This window comes from Streptosporangium sp. G12 (genome assembly GCF_052983175.1).
Map to the genome: position 1 here is coordinate 58,195 of NZ_JBRIQO010000019.1, position 16,094 is coordinate 74,288.

Below are 16,094 nucleotides of genomic sequence, written 5' to 3' on the forward strand. Positions count from 1 at the left end.
CGGAAGCTGACAATGACCGAACACAGCGCACCGTCCCAGCCGAAACTACACGACGTCGTCGAGGCGGCAGGCATGCCCGTCGGCGCCGGTCTCGTCAAGCCCGGCTACGACCCCCGGCTCGCGAACGAGGACCTGGCCCCGCTCCGCGAGCAGACGTGGTCCTCGTACAACATCTTCGCCTTCTGGATGTCCGACGTGCACAGCGTCGGCGGCTACGTCACCGCGGGCAGCCTGTTCGCCCTCGGGCTGGCGAGCTGGCAGGTCCTGTTCGCCCTGCTCGCGGGCATCGTGATCGTGAACGTGTTCTGCAACCTGGTCGCCAAGCCCAGCCAGGTCACCGGGGTGCCGTACCCGGTCATCAACCGGGCGGTCTTCGGGGTGCGCGGCGCGAACATCCCCGCCATCATCCGCGGGCTCATCGCGATCGCCTGGTACGGGGTGCAGACCTACCTCGCCTCCCAGTCGCTCATCATCGTCTTCCTCAAGTTCTGGCCCGCGTCGGCGTCGCTGAACGAGGGCGGCTTCCTCGGCCTGTCCGCGCTCGGCTACATCTGCTACGCCATCCTCTGGGTCGCCCAGGCGGCCGTGTTCTGGAAGGGCATGGAGGCGATCAGGCGGTTCATCGACTGGGCCGGTCCCGCCGTGTACGTCGTCATGGTCGTGCTCGCCGTCTACCTGGTCGGCCAGGCGGGCTGGGAGAACATCAGCCTCGACCTCTCCGGGGGCGAGAACCTCGACTTCGGCGCGTCCATCCCGGTCATGCTCGGCGCGATCGCCCTCGTCGTCTCGTACTTCTCCGGGCCGATGCTGAACTTCGGTGACTTCTCCCGGTACGGAAGGTCGTTCGCGGCGGTGAAGAAGGGCAACCTGCTCGGGCTGCCGGTCAACTTCCTGTTCTTCTCGCTGCTCACGGTGATCACCGCGTCGGCGACCGTGCCCGTGTTCGGCGAGCTCATCACCGACCCCATCCACACGGTCGAGCGCATCGACACGCCGTTCGCGATCCTGCTGGGCGGGCTCACCTTCGTCATCGCGACCATCGGCATCAACATCGTCGCGAACTTCATCTCCCCGGCGTTCGACTTCTCCAACGTGAACCCGCAGAAGATCAGCTGGCGGACCGGCGGCATGATCGCGGCGGTCGGCTCCGTGCTGCTCACGCCGTGGAACTGGTACGGCAACCCGGACGCCATCCACTACACGCTCGGCATCCTCGGCGCCCTGATCGGGCCGCTGTTCGGGATCCTGATCTCCGGCTACTACATCGTGAGCCGCCAGCGGGTGTGGGTGGACGACCTGTTCACCCTCGAACCGACCGGCCGCTACTTCTTCCGGAGCGGCTACAACCCCAACGCGGTCTGGGCGACGGTGCTCAGCGGGGTCCCCGCGATCGCGTCGGTGCTCCTGCCGAAGATGCTGCTGGACCTGGAGCTCACCACGGCCGACGTGACCTGGATCGCCGACTACAGCTGGTTCGTCGGCTGCGGGCTCGGGTTCGTGGCGTTCACCGTACTGGAGCGGATGTCGCCGAGGATCGGCGGTCTCGACCGCGACGCCGAGCGGGTGTCGGACGGCACGACCCTGGCCGGTTGATGACCCGCGTCGGAATCCGGGTGATCAACCCCAACACCGCCCGGGCCATGACCGAGAACATCGGCCGGTGCGCCCGGGCGGTCGCGGCACCGTCCACCGTCGTCACGGCCGTCAACCCGGCGATGGGCCCCGAGTCGATCGAGAGCCACTACGACGAGGCCCTGGCCGTGCCGGGCCTGCTGGCGGAGATCGCGGCGGGCGAGGCGGCGGGGGCGGACGGGTACGTCATCGCCTGCTTCGGAGACCCCGGCCTCGACGCCGCCCGCGAGCTGGCCTCGGGACCGGTGGTCGGGATCGCCGAGGCGGCCATGCACGCCGCCACCCTGGTCGGCCGGAGCTTCAGCGTCGTGACGACCCTGGTCAGGACCACGGGCCGGGCGTGGGACCTCGCCGGCCGGTACGGTTTCGCGGGCGCGTGCCGGGGGGTGCACGCCTGCGACATCCCCGTACTGGAGCTGGACGACCCCTCCTCGGACGCGCGGAAGGTGGTGGCCGCCCTCTGCGCCGAGACCGTGGAGCGGGACGGATGCGACTCGATCGTGCTCGGCTGCGCGGGCATGGCCTCGTTCTGCGCGGACGTCTCCCGAGCCGTCGGCGTCCCCGTGATCGACGGCGTGGCCGTGGCGACCAAGCTCGTCGAGTCGCTGGTCTCCCTCGGCCTGCGGACGAGCACCCGCGGCGAGTTCGCCCCTCCCGGCCCCAAGAGGTACACGGGCCTGCTGCGCGACTTCTCCGTCTGACCGTTCACTACGGCCGGGGTGCGCCGTACCAGCGCCAAGTGGTCAGGCGCGGGCGTCCGGGGAGTTCGGCGCGGCCGGTGGCCCACAGCAGGGTGGGCCAGGGGTCCGTGTCCGCCGGGGCGTCCGGGAACAGGCGGGCGAGCGTCCGCGCGCACAGGCCCGCGGGCGGGGTCCAGTCGAGCCCGAGCCCCCTGGTTAGGTCGTGGGTGTGCACCAAGGTCTCCACGATCCCCATCGCGGCGAAGCCCTCGGGGTCGGACGCCCCGTGCACATGGTGGGCGCGGACCTCCGGTGGCGTCGTCCGCACCATGGCGACCAGCAGCGCGCCGCACGCCTCCAGCGCCTGCAGCAGCCCGGCCGGCCCCGCCGCCCGGTCCACGTGGATCGCGTTCGCCGGGCCCTGAGGGCTTCTGCGCTCCCACGCGAAGGGCACGACGCCCTCCAACGGCGGTGTCCGGGGACCGATCTGGGTGGCGTAGGAGAAGAGGTCGTCGGCGAGGTGCTCGACGGTCTCCCAACAATCCCACTCCAGCGAGCCGGCCTTGCCCTCCCAGGCCGCCGGGGCTGCCTCCCGAAGGACGCCGACGGCGAGCTGAACGGCCAGGTCAAGGTCGTCCGCCGACACGGGGGAAGATCCGGTTTCGGTTGATCGGTGCATGGAGGGAACGATATCGCCGACCCGGAGCGTGCCGGTGGCGCGCTTTTTACCGGTTCTGGTCGGTGGGGCGGCGTGAGGGAGTCGTCGTCCCAGGCGAGACAGTGGTCGGCGCCGATCACCACGGCTTCGCGGGCGCGTGCCGGGGGGTGCACGCCTGCGTCGTCCCCGTACCTGATGACGGACACAATGGGGCCGGCGTCCTACCTGGAGTGCGGACGAGCATGAGGGATGGATCGACGGGACGCGGTAATCCGGACGCGTTCGGAGGGACTACTTGGTGTGGACGATCCCGAAGAACGATTCACCGACCTGTACGACCGGCACTACCGCAGCGTGCTCGGCTACGCCCTGTTGCGAGCCGAGCGCGACGCGGCCGAGGACGTCTGCAGCGAGACGTTCCTCGTGGCGTGGAGACGGCTCACGGAACTGCCCGAGCCGTCGCTGCCCTGGCTGCTCGGTGTCGCCCGCAACCTGCTGGCCAAGCAGCGCGACTCGCGCACCCGCCGCCAGGCCCTGGCCGACCGGATAGCCGCCCTCACCACCTCACGCGACCACGTGGCGTGGGACGTGGCCGAGCACGTCATCGACAGGGAGAGCGCCCTGGCCGCGCTGTCGGCCCTGCCCGAGCAGGACGTGGAGGCGATGGTGCTCGCCAGCTGGTACGGCCTGTCGCCGGAGCAGGCCGCGACCGTCATGGGTTGTTCGGTCCGCACGTACAACGTCCGGCTGCACCGGGCGCGCAAGCGCTTGATCCAGGCGATGCACGTCGGCGGCCCACGCCGCGTTCGCGTGTCGAATCCTGATCCGCACCTCTTTGGAGACCCCTTTCATGGATGAACGCACGTTCGCCCTGCTCAGGCCCAGTGAGCTGGACGAGCTGACCGAAGACGGCTACCGGCGCCGCCGGGCGGACGACCTGGCCCGCGCCTTCGCCACCCCACGTACCGAACCGGCCCGGCCCGCCCGCCTGGCCCGGCCGCGCTCGCGGCGGCCGTACTTCCTCATGGTCGGCACGCTGGCCGCCGGGCTCGCGGCCGCGACCGTCGTCGTCACGACCGGCGGCGGCCCCGGTCCGGAGCCGGGTGGCGCCGTGGTGGCCTCCACGACGCAGGGGGCGCCCGAACGCGTGGCGGACGCGCGCACGTTCCTGCTGGCCGCGGCCTCGACCGCGCGGCGGGAACCGGCGGACTCCGGCCGCTACTGGTACGTCAACGAGCGCACCACGCAGAAGGTGTACAACGTCCCCGGCGAGCACACGGCCGAGATCAAGGCAAAGTCCGCCGAGTTGCCGTACGCGGCCTATCTGGCCAACACCCGCGAGACCTGGCGCGCCATGAAGGCGGGCGAGACCGGCCGGAGGGTGAGCAACCAGGACGTGGCGGTCACGTTCGGTTCCCCACAGGACGAGGCCGCCTGGAAGGCGGCGGGGTCGCCCGAACTGGCGGACGGCGAACCCCGGACCGACGACGCCTTCGAGTCGATCCTGTCGATCGACAACCCGAGCCTGACCCCGCGGAGTGTCACCGAGCTGCCCGCCGGCCAGGACGGGCTCAAGCGCCACCTGGACGACCTCTGGAAGCGCAGCCCCGACTCCGCGGGCTCCGGCAAGGCCGTTTACCTGTGGCAGACGGGCGTGGACCTGATGACGGCGCCGATCACGCCGGGTACCCGGTCCGCCCTGTTCGAAGTGCTCGCCGACCAGCCGGGCATCACCTCGCAAGGTGAGGCGAAGGACGCGTTGGGGCGCACAGGGGTCGCCCTCTCCTCGTCGACGGCCGACGCGTTCACCTTCCGTCTGATCATCGACCCGCGAACGGCCGAACTGCTCGAGTACGACGTGGTGGAGAAGGGCGTGACGCTACTGAGCGTGGCGCTGGCCGACATGGGTTTCACCGACAGGCTCGGCGAGCGCCCGAAGGACTGATCTCCCTCGTGACCGTCATCCCACACCCTCACCGTGACGGTCACGGCCCTGCCCTCCTGATCGGCGAGCCGCTCGAACCTCGGCGTGCCGCCGGTCAGGAGGGCCTTTCCACCCAGGACGCCGATCACGGGCCGACCCCAGGTCACGGCAGGCACCGGCAGCAGCGAGTGGGAGCGGTCGGCATCACTTCCCCGGACTTGCGGCGGCCCGCCGCGGTCCGCGAGCCGGGTGAGAAAATATGACACAAGGTGTCGGGTTTTAGGGCGAGCATGGTTCGACCGGCCGACGTCGACGGCGGCCATGGACCGGCCCCTACGGATGGACAAGGACTTCAATGCGCGAAACGCCAGAAGAGCTCAAAGAGCTTCAGGCCCTCCTCGACGCCTCCCTCTCCCGTTCCACCTCGCACCTCCGCTCGATCATCAACGGCGAGCGCACCCTGACCGCGGAACAGCTCACCCAGGTCCTCACCGGCATGTGCACCCTCGCCCTGTCCACCGTGACAGCGAAGGGCGAGCCGCGGATCAGCGGCGTGGACGGGCACTTCCTGCACGGAAAGTGGCACTTCGGCACGGCACGCAACGCCGCCAAGGCCCGCCACCTCGCCGCCAGGCCCGCCGTCAGCGCCGCGCACCTGCGCGGTGAGGAACTGGGTGTGTTCACGCACGGCACGGTGGAGATCCTCAACCCCCGGGACGGCGAGCCCGCCGCTGACTGGCCGGACCTGCTCGCGTACTTCAAGGGCTTCTATGGCGGCGACGCCTTCGACTGGGACGACGAGGTGGTCTACTACCGGCTGCATCCGCACTGGACGACCGTCTACGCCTCCGACGTCGCGAAGCTCACCGCGGCACCCCGGCCCTGATCCGCGACGGGACGGAGGCCGTCGTGTGAGCGGCGTGACTCGCTCCCGGTCACAGCGGGCGGTGCACGATGAACCGCGATGAGACCAAGCGGATCGCGGACCTGGTTTCCCCGGCACGCCCGGCGCCTTCATCCGAACGTCGGGTCAGCCGAGATCGCCGTTCTTGATGGTGGTGATGAAGGTGTTCCACGGTGGTGGCCAACGCCGTCCGGCACGCCCGGCGCGGGGTCAGCGGGCACCGGAAGACGACGTCGGCCGCCGAGGGCGCGGCTCAGGGGTGTGGCCCGCGCGTTCGCCTGAACCGCGCGGGCCGGGAAGGTCCTTCCCAGACGGTGGGCGCGAGCAAGGTAAAGCGCTTTCCAAAAAATGTACGAGTTGTGACGCATCCGTTGGCTCATCGTTTCGCGAAAAGCCGCATAAGAGACTTACGGGACGGGGTGGGTGATATGGATCTGGTGCTTCAGGCGGCGATCGCCGGGATGGTCGCCGCGACCGCCCTGATGGTGGTGGTGATGGGCCGTTACTGGCACCGGCACCGACGGCCCGTTCCGACGAGATCATGGGCGGACGAGAGCGAGGAGCTCTCCGCGCCTCCAGAACCCGAATGCCGGGACGGCGGGCATCGCGACGTCTCGTACATGGCGAAAGAGTCTTCGGTCCCATCGGACGTTCGCGATGCAAGGGTCATAGGGACGGGACCCGGCGCAGTGTCGTCGCGGCGTCCTGGAGAGCGTTCAGCAGTGGGATGAGCAGGGGATGCCGCTCGGCGCCCCGGCGTACGGCGGTGAAGACGCGGCGTTCGGGGCCGGGCACCGGGCGGATCACCACGCCGGACGGGTCGGTGCCGCGCAGGGCGAGGCGGGGCACCATCGCCACCCCCGCTCCGGCGGCGGCCAGCGCGACCACCGCGCTGAAGTCGTCGGAGGAGTGGGCGAACTCGGGGGTGAAGCCCGCGTGCTCGCAGGCCAGCGCGATCACGTCGTGGCAGGGGTTGCCCGGGTAGGGGCCGATCCAGGTCTCGCCCGACAGGTCCGCGACCGTCACCTCGCTCCCGGAGAGGCGATGGCCCCGGGGGAGCACCAGGTCGAACGGCTCGGAGTAGAGCGGGATGCGCGACAGCCGCCGGTCGTCCTCGGCCGGGGCCCCGCGGTACTCCACGGCCACGGCCGCGTCCACCGCGCCGTCCAGGACCATGGTGAGGCTCTGGTCGCCCTCGGCGTCCAGGACGTGCACCCGGATGCCGGGCTCCTTGTCCCGCAGGGTGCCGACCGCGGGAGCCACGACCAGCCCGATCGCGGTGGCGAAGGAGGCCACCTTCACCTCGCCCGCCGTGCCGGCCGTGTAGGCGGCGATGTCGGCCCCGGCCCGCTCCAGCTGGGCGAAGATCTCATTGGCGTGGTCGAGAAGGATGCGCCCGACGGCGGTGAGCCGCACGCCCCGGCCGTCGCGGTCGAGCAGCCGGTGACCCACCTCGTGCTCCAGGGCGACGAGCTGCTGGGAGACCGCCGAGGGGGTCAGGTGCAGCGCCGCGGCGGCGGCGGTGACCGTGCGATGGTCGGCCACCGCGCGCAGGGTCCTGAGCCGCCGCGTGTCTATCACTCCAGTATTCTCGCCGAGGTCACCCGTGAACTACGACAAACGGTCTTTCGGCGGCCGTTACGGGCGCCTGGCGATGGGGTGGGACCGCTGTCCGGCCGCGGGGCCCGTCCCCGGGGCGCGGCCGGTGTCCGGCCACCCTGTTCAGCCGCGGGCGGCGGCGAAGGCCTCCAGCGCGCGGTCGACGTCCTCGGCCGAGTGGGCCGCGGACAGCTGGACCCGGATGCGGGCCTGGCCGTGCGGGACCACGGGGTAGGAGAAGCCGATCACGTAGACGCCCAGCTCCAGCAGGCGTTCGGCCATCGCGGCGGCCTCGGCGGCGTCGCCGATCATCACCGGGACGATGGGGTGGTCGCCGGGCAGGATGTCGAACCCGGCCTCGGTCATGCCGGTGCGGAACCGCTCGGTGTTGGCGCGCAGCCTCGTCCGGGCCTCGTCCGAGCCGCTGATCAGGTCGAGGACGCGCAGCGACGCGGCGGCGATCACCGGGGCGAGGGAGTTGGAGAACAGGTAGGGGCGCGAGCGCTGGCGGAGCAGCTCGCAGATCTCCTTGCGCGCCGCCACGTAGCCGCCGCTGGCTCCGCCGAGCGCCTTGCCGAGCGTGCCGGTGAGGATGTCGACCCGGTCCCGCACGCCGTGCAGCTCGGGGGTGCCCCCGCCGTGCTCGCCGACGAAGCCGACGGCGTGCGAGTCGTCGACCATCACCATGGCCCCGTACCGCTCCGCCAGGTCGCAGATCTCCTCCAGCGGCGCGACGTAGCCGTCCATGGAGAAGACGCCGTCGGTGACGATCAGCCTGCGCCGGGCGTCGGCGGACTCCTTGAGCCGCGCCTCCAGCTCGGCCAGGTCGCGGTTGGCGTAACGCAGGCGTCGTGCCTTGGAGAGGCGGATGCCGTCGATGACGCTCGCGTGGTTGAGGGCGTCGGAGATCACCGCGTCGCGGTCGTCGAGCAGCGTCTCGAACACGCCGCCGTTGGCGTCGAAGCACGAGCTGTACAGGACGGTGTCCTCCTGGCCGAGGAAGTCCGACAGCCGCGCCTCCAGCTCCTTGTGCACCTCCTGGGTGCCGCAGATGAAGCGGACCGACGCCATGCCGAAGCCCCAGCGGTCGAGGGCCTCCTGGGCGGCGGCGACCACCTCGGGGTGGTCGGCCAGGCCGAGGTAGTTGTTGGCGCAGAAGTTGAGCACCTCGCCACCACCCGCGACCGCGATCCCGGCGCGCTGCGGGGTGGTGATGACCCGCTCGGGCTTGAGCAGCCCGGCCTCGGCGATCTCGTTCAGGGTCGTACGGAAGTCGTCGCGGAGGTTGTCGAACATCAGGCCGTCCAATCCAGAATGATCTTGCCGGTCTTGCCTCCGGCGGCGGTGTCGAAGGCCGCGTCGAAGTCGCGGTAGGAGAAGCGGTCGGTGATCACCGGGGAGAGGTCGAGGCCCTTCTCCAGGAGCACGGACATGGCGTACCAGGTCTCGTACATCTCCCGGCCGTAGATCCCCTTGAGGGTGATCATCGAGGTCACGATCGTCGCGAAGTCGACGGCGAACTCCTCGGCGGGCAGGCCGAGCATGGCGATCTTCCCGCCGTGCGACATGGAGGCGATCATGTCGCGGAGCGCCTTCGGGTTCCCGGACATCTCCAGGCCCACGTCGAAGCCCTCGCGCATGCCCAGCCCGTCCATGCCCTCCTGGACGGACGTCTCGGCGACGTTCAGCGCCAGGGTGACCCCGAGCTTGCGGGCCAGCTCCAGCCGCTCCGGGCTGACGTCGGTGACGACCACGTTGCGGGCGCCCACGTGGGTGGCCACCGCGGCGGCCATCAGCCCGATCGGGCCGGCGCCGGAGATCAGCACGTCCTCGCCGACCATCGGGAACGTCAGGGCGGTGTGCACCGCGTTGCCGAACGGGTCGAAGATCGCGGCCACGTCGAGGTCGACCGGGACCCGGTGCACCCAGACGTTGGAGGCCGGGAGTGTCACGTACTCGGCGAAGGCGCCGTCGCGGTTCACACCCAGCCCGATCGTGGCACGGCACAGGTGCCGCCGTCCGGCCATGCAGTTGCGGCACTTGCCGCAGACCAGGTGCCCCTCACCGCTGACCAGGTCGCCGGGGGCGATGTCCTCCACGCCCGGCGCCACCTCGACGACCTCGCCGCAGAACTCGTGGCCGATGACGAGCGGCGTCCGCAGCGTCTGCCGGGCCCACGCGTCGTAGCTCCGGATGTGCAGGTCCGTGCCGCAGATCCCGGTGCGCAGCACCCTGATCAGCACCTCACCGGGGCCGACGGACGGTTCAGGCACGTCGGCCAGCCACAGGCCGGGTTCGGCCCTCTCCTTGACCAGCGCTTTCATAGCGGATTCCCCCTCAGCTCCGACCCTACGCACTGTGCCCGGTCGCCTTCGGGGATGTCCATCGCGGTTTTCTTAACCCCACCCACAGCGTTGCTTCACGCCCGGTCCCCGAGACCTAGAGGGTTACCCAGACATTTGACCGCAAACCGACCAGGCGAGCGGTCCTCGCCGTCGATTCCCACCACGACGTCGGTCCTCCCGCCCGGACACGCCGGGCGGGAGGACCGAGGGAGAGACGAGGGGGTCGAGGTCGGGAGAGCCGGGAGAACCGGGAGGTTCAGGAGCCGTTCCGGCGGTGCTCCTCCCGCACTCCCACTCCCGTTCCCGCCCCTGTCCCCGTTCCCAGGAGGTCGTCGCCGGGCAGGTGAGCGGGGGGCGCGTTGAGCTGGCGGGGGCCCAGATCGGCCTCGGCCGCCTCGGCGACCGCGTCGGCGGCGGCCTGCTCGGCCTGCTTCCTCTCCTCGGCCGCGGCCTCGTTGATCCTGGGGGCCTCGCGGACGGCCGACGACTGCGGCAACGCCTCGGTGAACGCCTTGGAGACGCCCTGGATCGCGGAGGTGACCTCGCTGGGGATCACCCAGAACGTGTTGTTCGGGCCCTTGGCCAGCTCGGGCAGCACCTGCAGGTACTGGTACGCCAGCAGCTTGGGGTCGGGGTCGTTGCGGTGCACGGCCTGGAAGACCTCGTCGATGGCCTGGGACTGGCCCTCGGCCTTGAGGATCGCGGCGCTCCGGTCACCCTCGGCCCGCAGGATCGCGCTCTGCTTGTCGCCCTCGGCGGTGAGGATCTGCGACTGCCGCTGGCCCTCGGCGTTGAGGATCGCGGCGCGCTTGTCCCGCTCGGCGCGCATCTGCTTCTCCATCGCCTCCTTGATGCTCTTGGGCGGGTCGATGGCCTTGATCTCCACCCGGTTGACCCGGATGCCCCACTTGCCGGTCGCCTCGTCCAGCACCCCGCGCAGCTGGCTGTTGATCGTGTCGCGCGAGGTCAGCGTCATCTCCAGGTCGAGCGAGCCGACGACGTTGCGCAGCGTGGTGACCGTGAGCTGCTCCACGGCCTGGATGTAGTTGGCGATCTCGTACGCCGCGGCCCGGGGGTCGGTGACCTGGAAGTACAGGACCGTGTCGATCTCGACGACCAGGTTGTCCTCGGTGATCACCGGCTGGGGCTTGAAGGAGACGACCTGCTCGCGCAGGTCGATCATCGGGTAGACGCGGTCGATGTACGGGATCACGAAGTTCAGGCCGGGCTTCAGCGTGCTGTGGTATCGGCCCAGCCGTTCCACGTTGCGGGCCCGGGCCTGGGGGACGATGCGCACCGAGCGGATCACGGTGAACACCGCCAACAGGACGATGAGCAGTCCGGCTATGAGCAGAGCGTCCATGGTGTCACTCCCGTGGATACACGAGCGCGGTCGCGCCCTCGATCTCGATGACGTCGACGGTCGCCCCGGCGGGTATCACCAGGGTCTCGTCGTAGGCCCTGGCGGACCATTCCTCGCCGCCGATCCGCACCCGGCCGTCCCGGCCGGTCACCTCGCGCAGGACGTAGGCGGGCTTGCCCACGAGCGCCTGGATCCCGAACCGCTGGCTCCGGGGCTGCCGCATGGTGAGTTGGCGCTTGGCGATGGGCCGGACCACGGTCACTCCGGCGGCCAGGGAGGCGATGAACACCACGAGCTGGAGCGGGACAGGAAGCCCCAGCCCGGCGGCGACGGAGGTGATGAGGGCGGCGCCCCCGATCAGGCCGAGAGCGGTGGTCAGGGTGAGTATCTCGGCGACTCCCAGCGCCACCGCCAAGATCAACCAGATGACCCAGTACTCCATGCTCCGGCCCTCCTGCCTGTACAACGCGCCGGACGTCTGGGAGGTTCCTTTCCCACCGTATGTCCTCCACCGGATCGCCGACAGGCCCGGCTCTGCCGTCCGGCTCCGGGACTACCGCGCGGGCTCGATCGTTCCCGACACCTCTCCCAGGGTGATCACGGTTCCACCGGGTCCGGGGGCGGTCGCGGTGATCGTGACGGTGTCCCCGTCCTCCAGGAAGGTCCTGGCCGAGCCGTCGGGCAGCTTCAGCGGCTCGGTCCCGTTCCAGGTCAGTTCGATCAGCGAGCCGCGCTCGCCCGGTCCGGAGCCGGAGACCGTGCCGCTGGCGTAGAGGTCGCCGGTGCGCAGGGCGGCGCCGTTGACGGTCATGTGGGCGAGCATCTGGTCGGGCGTCCAGTACATGTCCCGGTACGGGGGGCGGGAGACGACCTCGCCGTTCACCGAGACCTCCAGCCGCAGGTCGAGCCCCCACGGCTCCTCGCGGCGCAGGTAGCCGAGCGGCTCCGGGTCCTGCGGCCTGCCCTCGATCCGCGCCTCCGACAGGGCCGCGAGCGGGGTGATCCACGGCGACACCGAGGTGGCGAAGGACTTGCCGAGGAACGGGCCCAGCGGGACGTACTCCCAGGCCTGGATGTCGCGGGCGCTCCAGTCGTTGACCAGGGTCACGCCGAACACGTGGTCCTCGAACCGCCCGGCCCGGTCGCCGAGGGCCGTGGGCGCGCCGACGACGAATCCCAGCTCCGCCTCGATGTCCAGCTTGGCGGACGGGCCGAAGACCCCCGCGCCGCGCTGCCCGCACGGCCGGGTGACCGGGGTGCCGGACGCGACGACCGTCCCTGACCTGCCGTGGTAGCCGACCGGCAGGTGCCGCCAGTTCGGCTTGAGCGGCTCCTCGTCGGGGCGGAACATCCGGCCCAGGTTGGAGGCGTGCTCCAGCGAGCAGTAGAAGTCGACGTAGTCGGCCACCTCGACCGGCAGGTGCAGCGTGACCTGGTCGAGCGGGACGAGGTGCGGCCCCATCACCGCCTGGTCGGTGCTCAGCTTGTTCTGGATCAGGACCCGGGTGTCGCGCCACGCGGCCGGGCCCCTGGACATGAAGGCGTTGAGCGAGCCGGTGGCGAACACCTCGTCGTGCAGGGCCCCGGCCAGGTCGACCACGTGGTCGCCGTATCGGACGCCGACGCGAGGGGTCTCCCCCTCGTGGCGGGAGAAGACTCCGTAGGGCAGGTTCTCCAGGCCCCAAGACATCACGCACTCTCCTCTGCTGCGCCGGTGGCCGCCGTGTCGGCGGCCGTTCCGTCGCCGGGTGTTCCTTCGGGGGACGCCGCGTCCGCGGACGCGGGCGGGCGCCGGGTGATCAGGCACAGGGCCGCCAGGTCCTCGATCGGGGTGCGCGTGTCGCACGACCCGTACGACACCAGCAGCTCCCTGGCGCGCGCCGCGGTGCCGTCGGGCACGGCCTGCGCCAGCCGTACCAGCTCGCCGACGTCGGTCAGCTTCAGCACCGGCACCGGATCGCGGTCCTCCACGGCCGCGCAGACCGCGAGGACCAGGTTGAGGAAGCCGTGCCGGTCCACGCCCAGCACGGGATCGAAGTGACGGACCGCGTTGTGCAGCCCCGCGGTCGCCTTGAACGGCACTCCGTGCCTCGCGCAGTGCGCGATGAGGGCGCCCAGGTCCGCGGCGCCGGGAAAGGCGCCGGCGGTCAGCCCGCCGCAGCGGAACTTCAGGCCGGGGCCGGTGGCGTCGCGCGGCAGGGAGGCGAGGTCGCCCGGGGACACCTCCACGAACAGCCGGGCACCGCCGGGCAGCCGTCCGGTCAGCCGCTCCGCCACGGCCCCCGGGGTCTCGCCCGGCGGCTGACGCACCTCGACGAGCTCGACGGCGACGTCCTCGAGGGACTCGAGGGACTCGAGGGACGGGACTTCGGGGGTGTCCAGGATCAGGCCGAGCCGGATCGGGAAGGTCAGGTGGTCGCGAAGCTCCGCCAGGCGTCCGGCCGGGCAGAGGAACCGGTGGGTGAGCACCGGGTCGTCGCCCGCCAGGTCGCTCCTGTGCCGCTCCAGGGCCTCGGCCGTCGGCAGCCCGGTCGGCGGGAACAGCCCGGCGTCGTCGACGAGCCCCCGGAAGAGCACCGCCGTTCCCGTCCCCACGTCGTTCACCTTCGCGCCCGTCCCCGTGCCCGTACTCGCGTGTGCGCTCATGGCCCTGTCCCTACCCCGTGGCGGGCCCGCGTTCGCGACGGGCCCGTGACCCGTCAACGGGCCCATGTCCACGCGTACGCGGGGTCCTCCACCGACAGCCCCGCCGGGCCCAGGTCGAGGGGGCGGAAGGTGTCGACCATCACGGCCAGCTCGCTCGTCCGCGTGTGGCCCTGCCGCACCGCCTCGATGACGGCCTCGACGGCGCCGGGCTGCGGGCCGTGCGTGAATCCCGCGGGGTGCAGCGAGACCGAGCCGACGTCGATGCCCGAGCCCCTGCGCGCGGTGTAGTCACCTCCCGCGTAGAACATCAGCTCGTCGGAGTCGACGTTGTGGTGGTTGTACGGGATCGGGATCGCTTCCGGGTGGAAGTCGAGCGGCCGGGGGCAGAACGAGCAGATCACGAAGTTGGGACCCTCGAAGGTCTGGTGCACCGGCGGCGGGGCGTGGGTGCGCTTCACGATCGGCTCGAAGTCGTCGATGTTGAACGCGTACGGGTAGAGGCAGCCGTCCCAGCCGACCACGTCGAACGGGTGGTCGCGGTAGACCAGCCGGGTGAGCCCGCCGCGCGTGCGGACCAGCACCGGCACCTCCTCGCCCTCGGCGAGCAGGGGCTCCTGCGGGGTGCGCAGGTCGCGCTCGGAGTAGGGGGCGTGCTCCAGGAACTGGCCGTACTTGGACAGGTAGCGCTTGGGCGGCCGGATGTGGCCCGACGCCTCGATGGTGAACGCCGTGACGCGGCCCCGCGGCACCCACCGGTGGATCGTCCCGGTCGGGACGACCACGTAGTCGCCCTCCCCGGCCTCGATCACCCCGTACGTCGACTCGAACCTGACCCGCCCGCTCGCGATGTAGACGCACTCGTCGCCCATGGAGTTGCGGTAGAGGCCGCTGGGGGCCTCGCTCGCGGCGTACGACATGCGGACGTCGGCGTTTCCGGCGAGCAGCCCGCGCCCGGTGACCAGGTCGCCCCCGTCCGGCAGGTCCTGGGTGCGCAGGTGGCGGGGGGAGAGGGGCACGTTGGGGGTGAGAAGCCCTCTCGACGCGTCGGGCTCGACGGCCTCGGCCTTGAGGATCGCCGTGGGGAGGTGACGGTGGTAGAGCAGCGACGAGTCGCTGGAGAACCCCTCCTCGCCCATCAGTTCCTCGGCGTACAGCCCGCCGTCGGGCCGCCGGAACTGCACGTGCCGCTTGCGGGGGATCTCCCCGACGACCCGGTAGTACGGCATCCGCTTCTCCCAGCTTTGTCCGTTTATCGGACGCATACGTCCTTTATACGAACAACCATCTGTCAGGGGCGGGGAGATGTCAAACGTCGTCCGGTGGCTGCCGGTTCTCGGCGCACCTGACCCGGTCGCACGAAAACGGACGGCGGGCCGCCGCCGGACGTGCCGCTGCCCAGGCACGGGTTCTCCGCCCGGTTCCGGGAACGGACGGAGCGTGTCTACCCGGCGCCGCGGCCGGTGCCCTCCCCGTCCGGACCGGGGGTGTCCTGTCCCAGGCCCCGGCGGATCGCGATCTCCACGGGTGAGTACGCGCCGTCGGCCCGCTCCAACTCGTACGGCGCGGCCGGCATCAGCGGCGGCTGGGCCATGAAGCGCGGCCGCACCCCATGGTGCGGTTGCGCCGCGTGCACCAGGAACGGATGGCACAGGAAGACGTCGCCGGGGGACCCGGTGGCGAGGGCGACTGGCCGGTGGTCGGACGCCGCCACCAGATCGGGCGCGAGGGCCAGCCCGCTCGCCCCGTCCTCCCCGTACCTCTCCAGCACCTTCGGCACGTCGAGGTGTGAGCCGACCCGGATCCGGGTCGGGGCGTCCTCCTCACCGACCTCGCTGAACAGGAAGAGCATCAGCAGCGCCCGGCCCCGGGAGCGCAGATTCGTGAAGTACCAGCTCTCGCCCTCCGGCAGATAACTCCCCTCGATGTGCCAGCCCGCGTCGTCCGGCTCCTCCTCGTGCGGGAAGCGCAGCGGGAACGTGCCCAGCGAGTAGCGCGGCTCCCAGCGTCCCGCGCCGACGAGCAGGTCGTACGCGTGCTGCAGGAACGGGGAGTTGGGTGCGGCGGCGAACGGCCCCTGCGCCATGCCGGCCACCCAGTGCACGGGCCGCGTCCACGTCGCCGGATCGTCCGGGTCGCAGCCCGTCTCCCGCCACAGCAGCCGCGCGCAGTCCGCGGCCACGCGCGGCGCGACGGCGCCCTCCACCTTCACGAAGCCGTCGCGCAGGAAGCGGGATACCAAGGTCGTGTCATCCATGCCCCCATCGTGCGGCGACACCGGTCCCGGCCGCCCGACATCTTCCGCGCCGCCTTTGTCGGGTGTTCACCGAACCCCTTCCCGCCCCT

General features: G+C 71.1%; 15 protein-coding genes. 5 read left to right on the plus strand and 10 right to left on the minus strand.

Going from position 1 to position 16,094, the window contains the following annotated elements; translation table 11 throughout:
* The first annotated feature begins 12 nt into the window (after positions 1–12).
* Together ACVCAG_RS27480 and ACVCAG_RS27485 are read left to right on the plus strand one after the other, a co-directional pair.
* Positions 13–1,593: an NCS1 family nucleobase:cation symporter-1 gene (locus ACVCAG_RS27480; RefSeq protein ID WP_440086242.1), complete on the plus strand. Its 1,581-nt coding sequence runs from the start codon at positions 13–15 to the stop codon at positions 1,591–1,593.
* Positions 1,593–2,333 carry an aspartate/glutamate racemase family protein gene (locus ACVCAG_RS27485; protein WP_447190518.1) on the plus strand — a complete coding sequence of 247 codons (741 nt, stop codon included), beginning with the start codon at positions 1,593–1,595 and terminating at the stop codon, positions 2,331–2,333. The genes ACVCAG_RS27480 and ACVCAG_RS27485 overlap by 1 nt, the downstream gene beginning before the upstream one ends.
* A 7-nt stretch (positions 2,334–2,340) precedes the next feature.
* Here the strand turns inward: ACVCAG_RS27485 and ACVCAG_RS27490 are convergent, their stop codons facing one another.
* The gene (locus ACVCAG_RS27490) at positions 2,341–2,991 is read right to left on the minus strand and encodes a hypothetical protein (protein WP_440086240.1); all 651 of its coding nucleotides are present in this window, start codon (positions 2,989–2,991) and stop codon (positions 2,341–2,343) included.
* A 279-nt stretch (positions 2,992–3,270) separates the two neighbouring features.
* Here ACVCAG_RS27490 and ACVCAG_RS27495 point away from each other — a divergent pair, with 279 nt between their 5' ends.
* The 3 genes from ACVCAG_RS27495 to ACVCAG_RS27505 all read left to right on the plus strand — a co-directional run bounded on the left by ACVCAG_RS27495 (position 3,271) and on the right by ACVCAG_RS27505 (position 5,780).
* Positions 3,271–3,828, plus strand: a complete 558-nt coding sequence (locus ACVCAG_RS27495; RefSeq protein WP_440086239.1) for a sigma-70 family RNA polymerase sigma factor — start codon at positions 3,271–3,273, stop codon at positions 3,826–3,828.
* Entirely contained in the window at positions 3,821–4,915 is a 1,095-nt protein-coding gene (locus tag ACVCAG_RS27500) for a CU044_5270 family protein (RefSeq protein ID WP_447190519.1), read from the plus strand. Before ACVCAG_RS27495 ends, ACVCAG_RS27500 begins: the two co-directional genes overlap by 8 nt.
* A 334-nt stretch (positions 4,916–5,249) precedes the next feature.
* Positions 5,250–5,780 (plus strand): pyridoxamine 5'-phosphate oxidase family protein, encoded by a 531-nt coding sequence (locus ACVCAG_RS27505; RefSeq protein WP_440086236.1) that lies wholly within the window; start codon positions 5,250–5,252, stop codon positions 5,778–5,780.
* A 684-nt stretch (positions 5,781–6,464) separates the two neighbouring features.
* On the opposite strand, the gene ACVCAG_RS27510 is transcribed toward ACVCAG_RS27505, so the two are convergent.
* From ACVCAG_RS27510 to ACVCAG_RS27550, 9 genes are all read right to left on the minus strand, one after another.
* Positions 6,465–7,379 carry a LysR substrate-binding domain-containing protein gene (locus tag ACVCAG_RS27510; RefSeq protein WP_440086235.1) on the minus strand — a complete coding sequence of 305 codons (915 nt, stop codon included), beginning with the start codon at positions 7,377–7,379 and terminating at the stop codon, positions 6,465–6,467.
* 141 nt (positions 7,380–7,520) lie between these two features.
* Positions 7,521–8,693 carry a glycine C-acetyltransferase gene (locus tag ACVCAG_RS27515; RefSeq protein WP_440086283.1) on the minus strand — a complete coding sequence of 391 codons (1,173 nt, stop codon included), beginning with the start codon at positions 8,691–8,693 and terminating at the stop codon, positions 7,521–7,523.
* Entirely contained in the window at positions 8,693–9,721 is a 1,029-nt protein-coding gene (tdh, locus tag ACVCAG_RS27520; protein WP_440086234.1) for an L-threonine 3-dehydrogenase, read from the minus strand. Before tdh ends, ACVCAG_RS27515 begins: the two co-directional genes overlap by 1 nt.
* 277 nt (positions 9,722–9,998) lie before the next feature.
* Complete coding sequence (locus tag ACVCAG_RS27525; protein ID WP_440086233.1) at positions 9,999–11,105, minus strand: SPFH domain-containing protein; 1,107 nt, start codon at positions 11,103–11,105, stop codon at positions 9,999–10,001.
* Positions 11,106–11,109: 4 nt separating this feature from the next.
* Complete coding sequence (locus tag ACVCAG_RS27530; RefSeq protein ID WP_440086232.1) at positions 11,110–11,547, minus strand: NfeD family protein; 438 nt, start codon at positions 11,545–11,547, stop codon at positions 11,110–11,112.
* 111 nt (positions 11,548–11,658) lie between these two features.
* The gene (fahA, locus tag ACVCAG_RS27535; protein WP_440086282.1) at positions 11,659–12,795 is read right to left on the minus strand and encodes a fumarylacetoacetase; all 1,137 of its coding nucleotides are present in this window, start codon (positions 12,793–12,795) and stop codon (positions 11,659–11,661) included.
* Positions 12,795–13,751: a hypothetical protein gene (locus ACVCAG_RS27540; protein ID WP_440086231.1), complete on the minus strand. Its 957-nt coding sequence runs from the start codon at positions 13,749–13,751 to the stop codon at positions 12,795–12,797. Before ACVCAG_RS27540 ends, fahA begins: the two co-directional genes overlap by 1 nt.
* Before the next feature lie 53 nt (positions 13,752–13,804).
* The gene (locus ACVCAG_RS27545; RefSeq protein ID WP_440086281.1) at positions 13,805–14,977 is read right to left on the minus strand and encodes a homogentisate 1,2-dioxygenase; all 1,173 of its coding nucleotides are present in this window, start codon (positions 14,975–14,977) and stop codon (positions 13,805–13,807) included.
* 215 nt (positions 14,978–15,192) lie between these two features.
* A complete protein-coding gene (locus ACVCAG_RS27550; protein WP_440086230.1) occupies positions 15,193–16,005 on the minus strand; it encodes a phytanoyl-CoA dioxygenase family protein in 813 nt (270 codons plus the stop codon).
* Positions 16,006–16,094 lie beyond the last annotated feature (89 nt).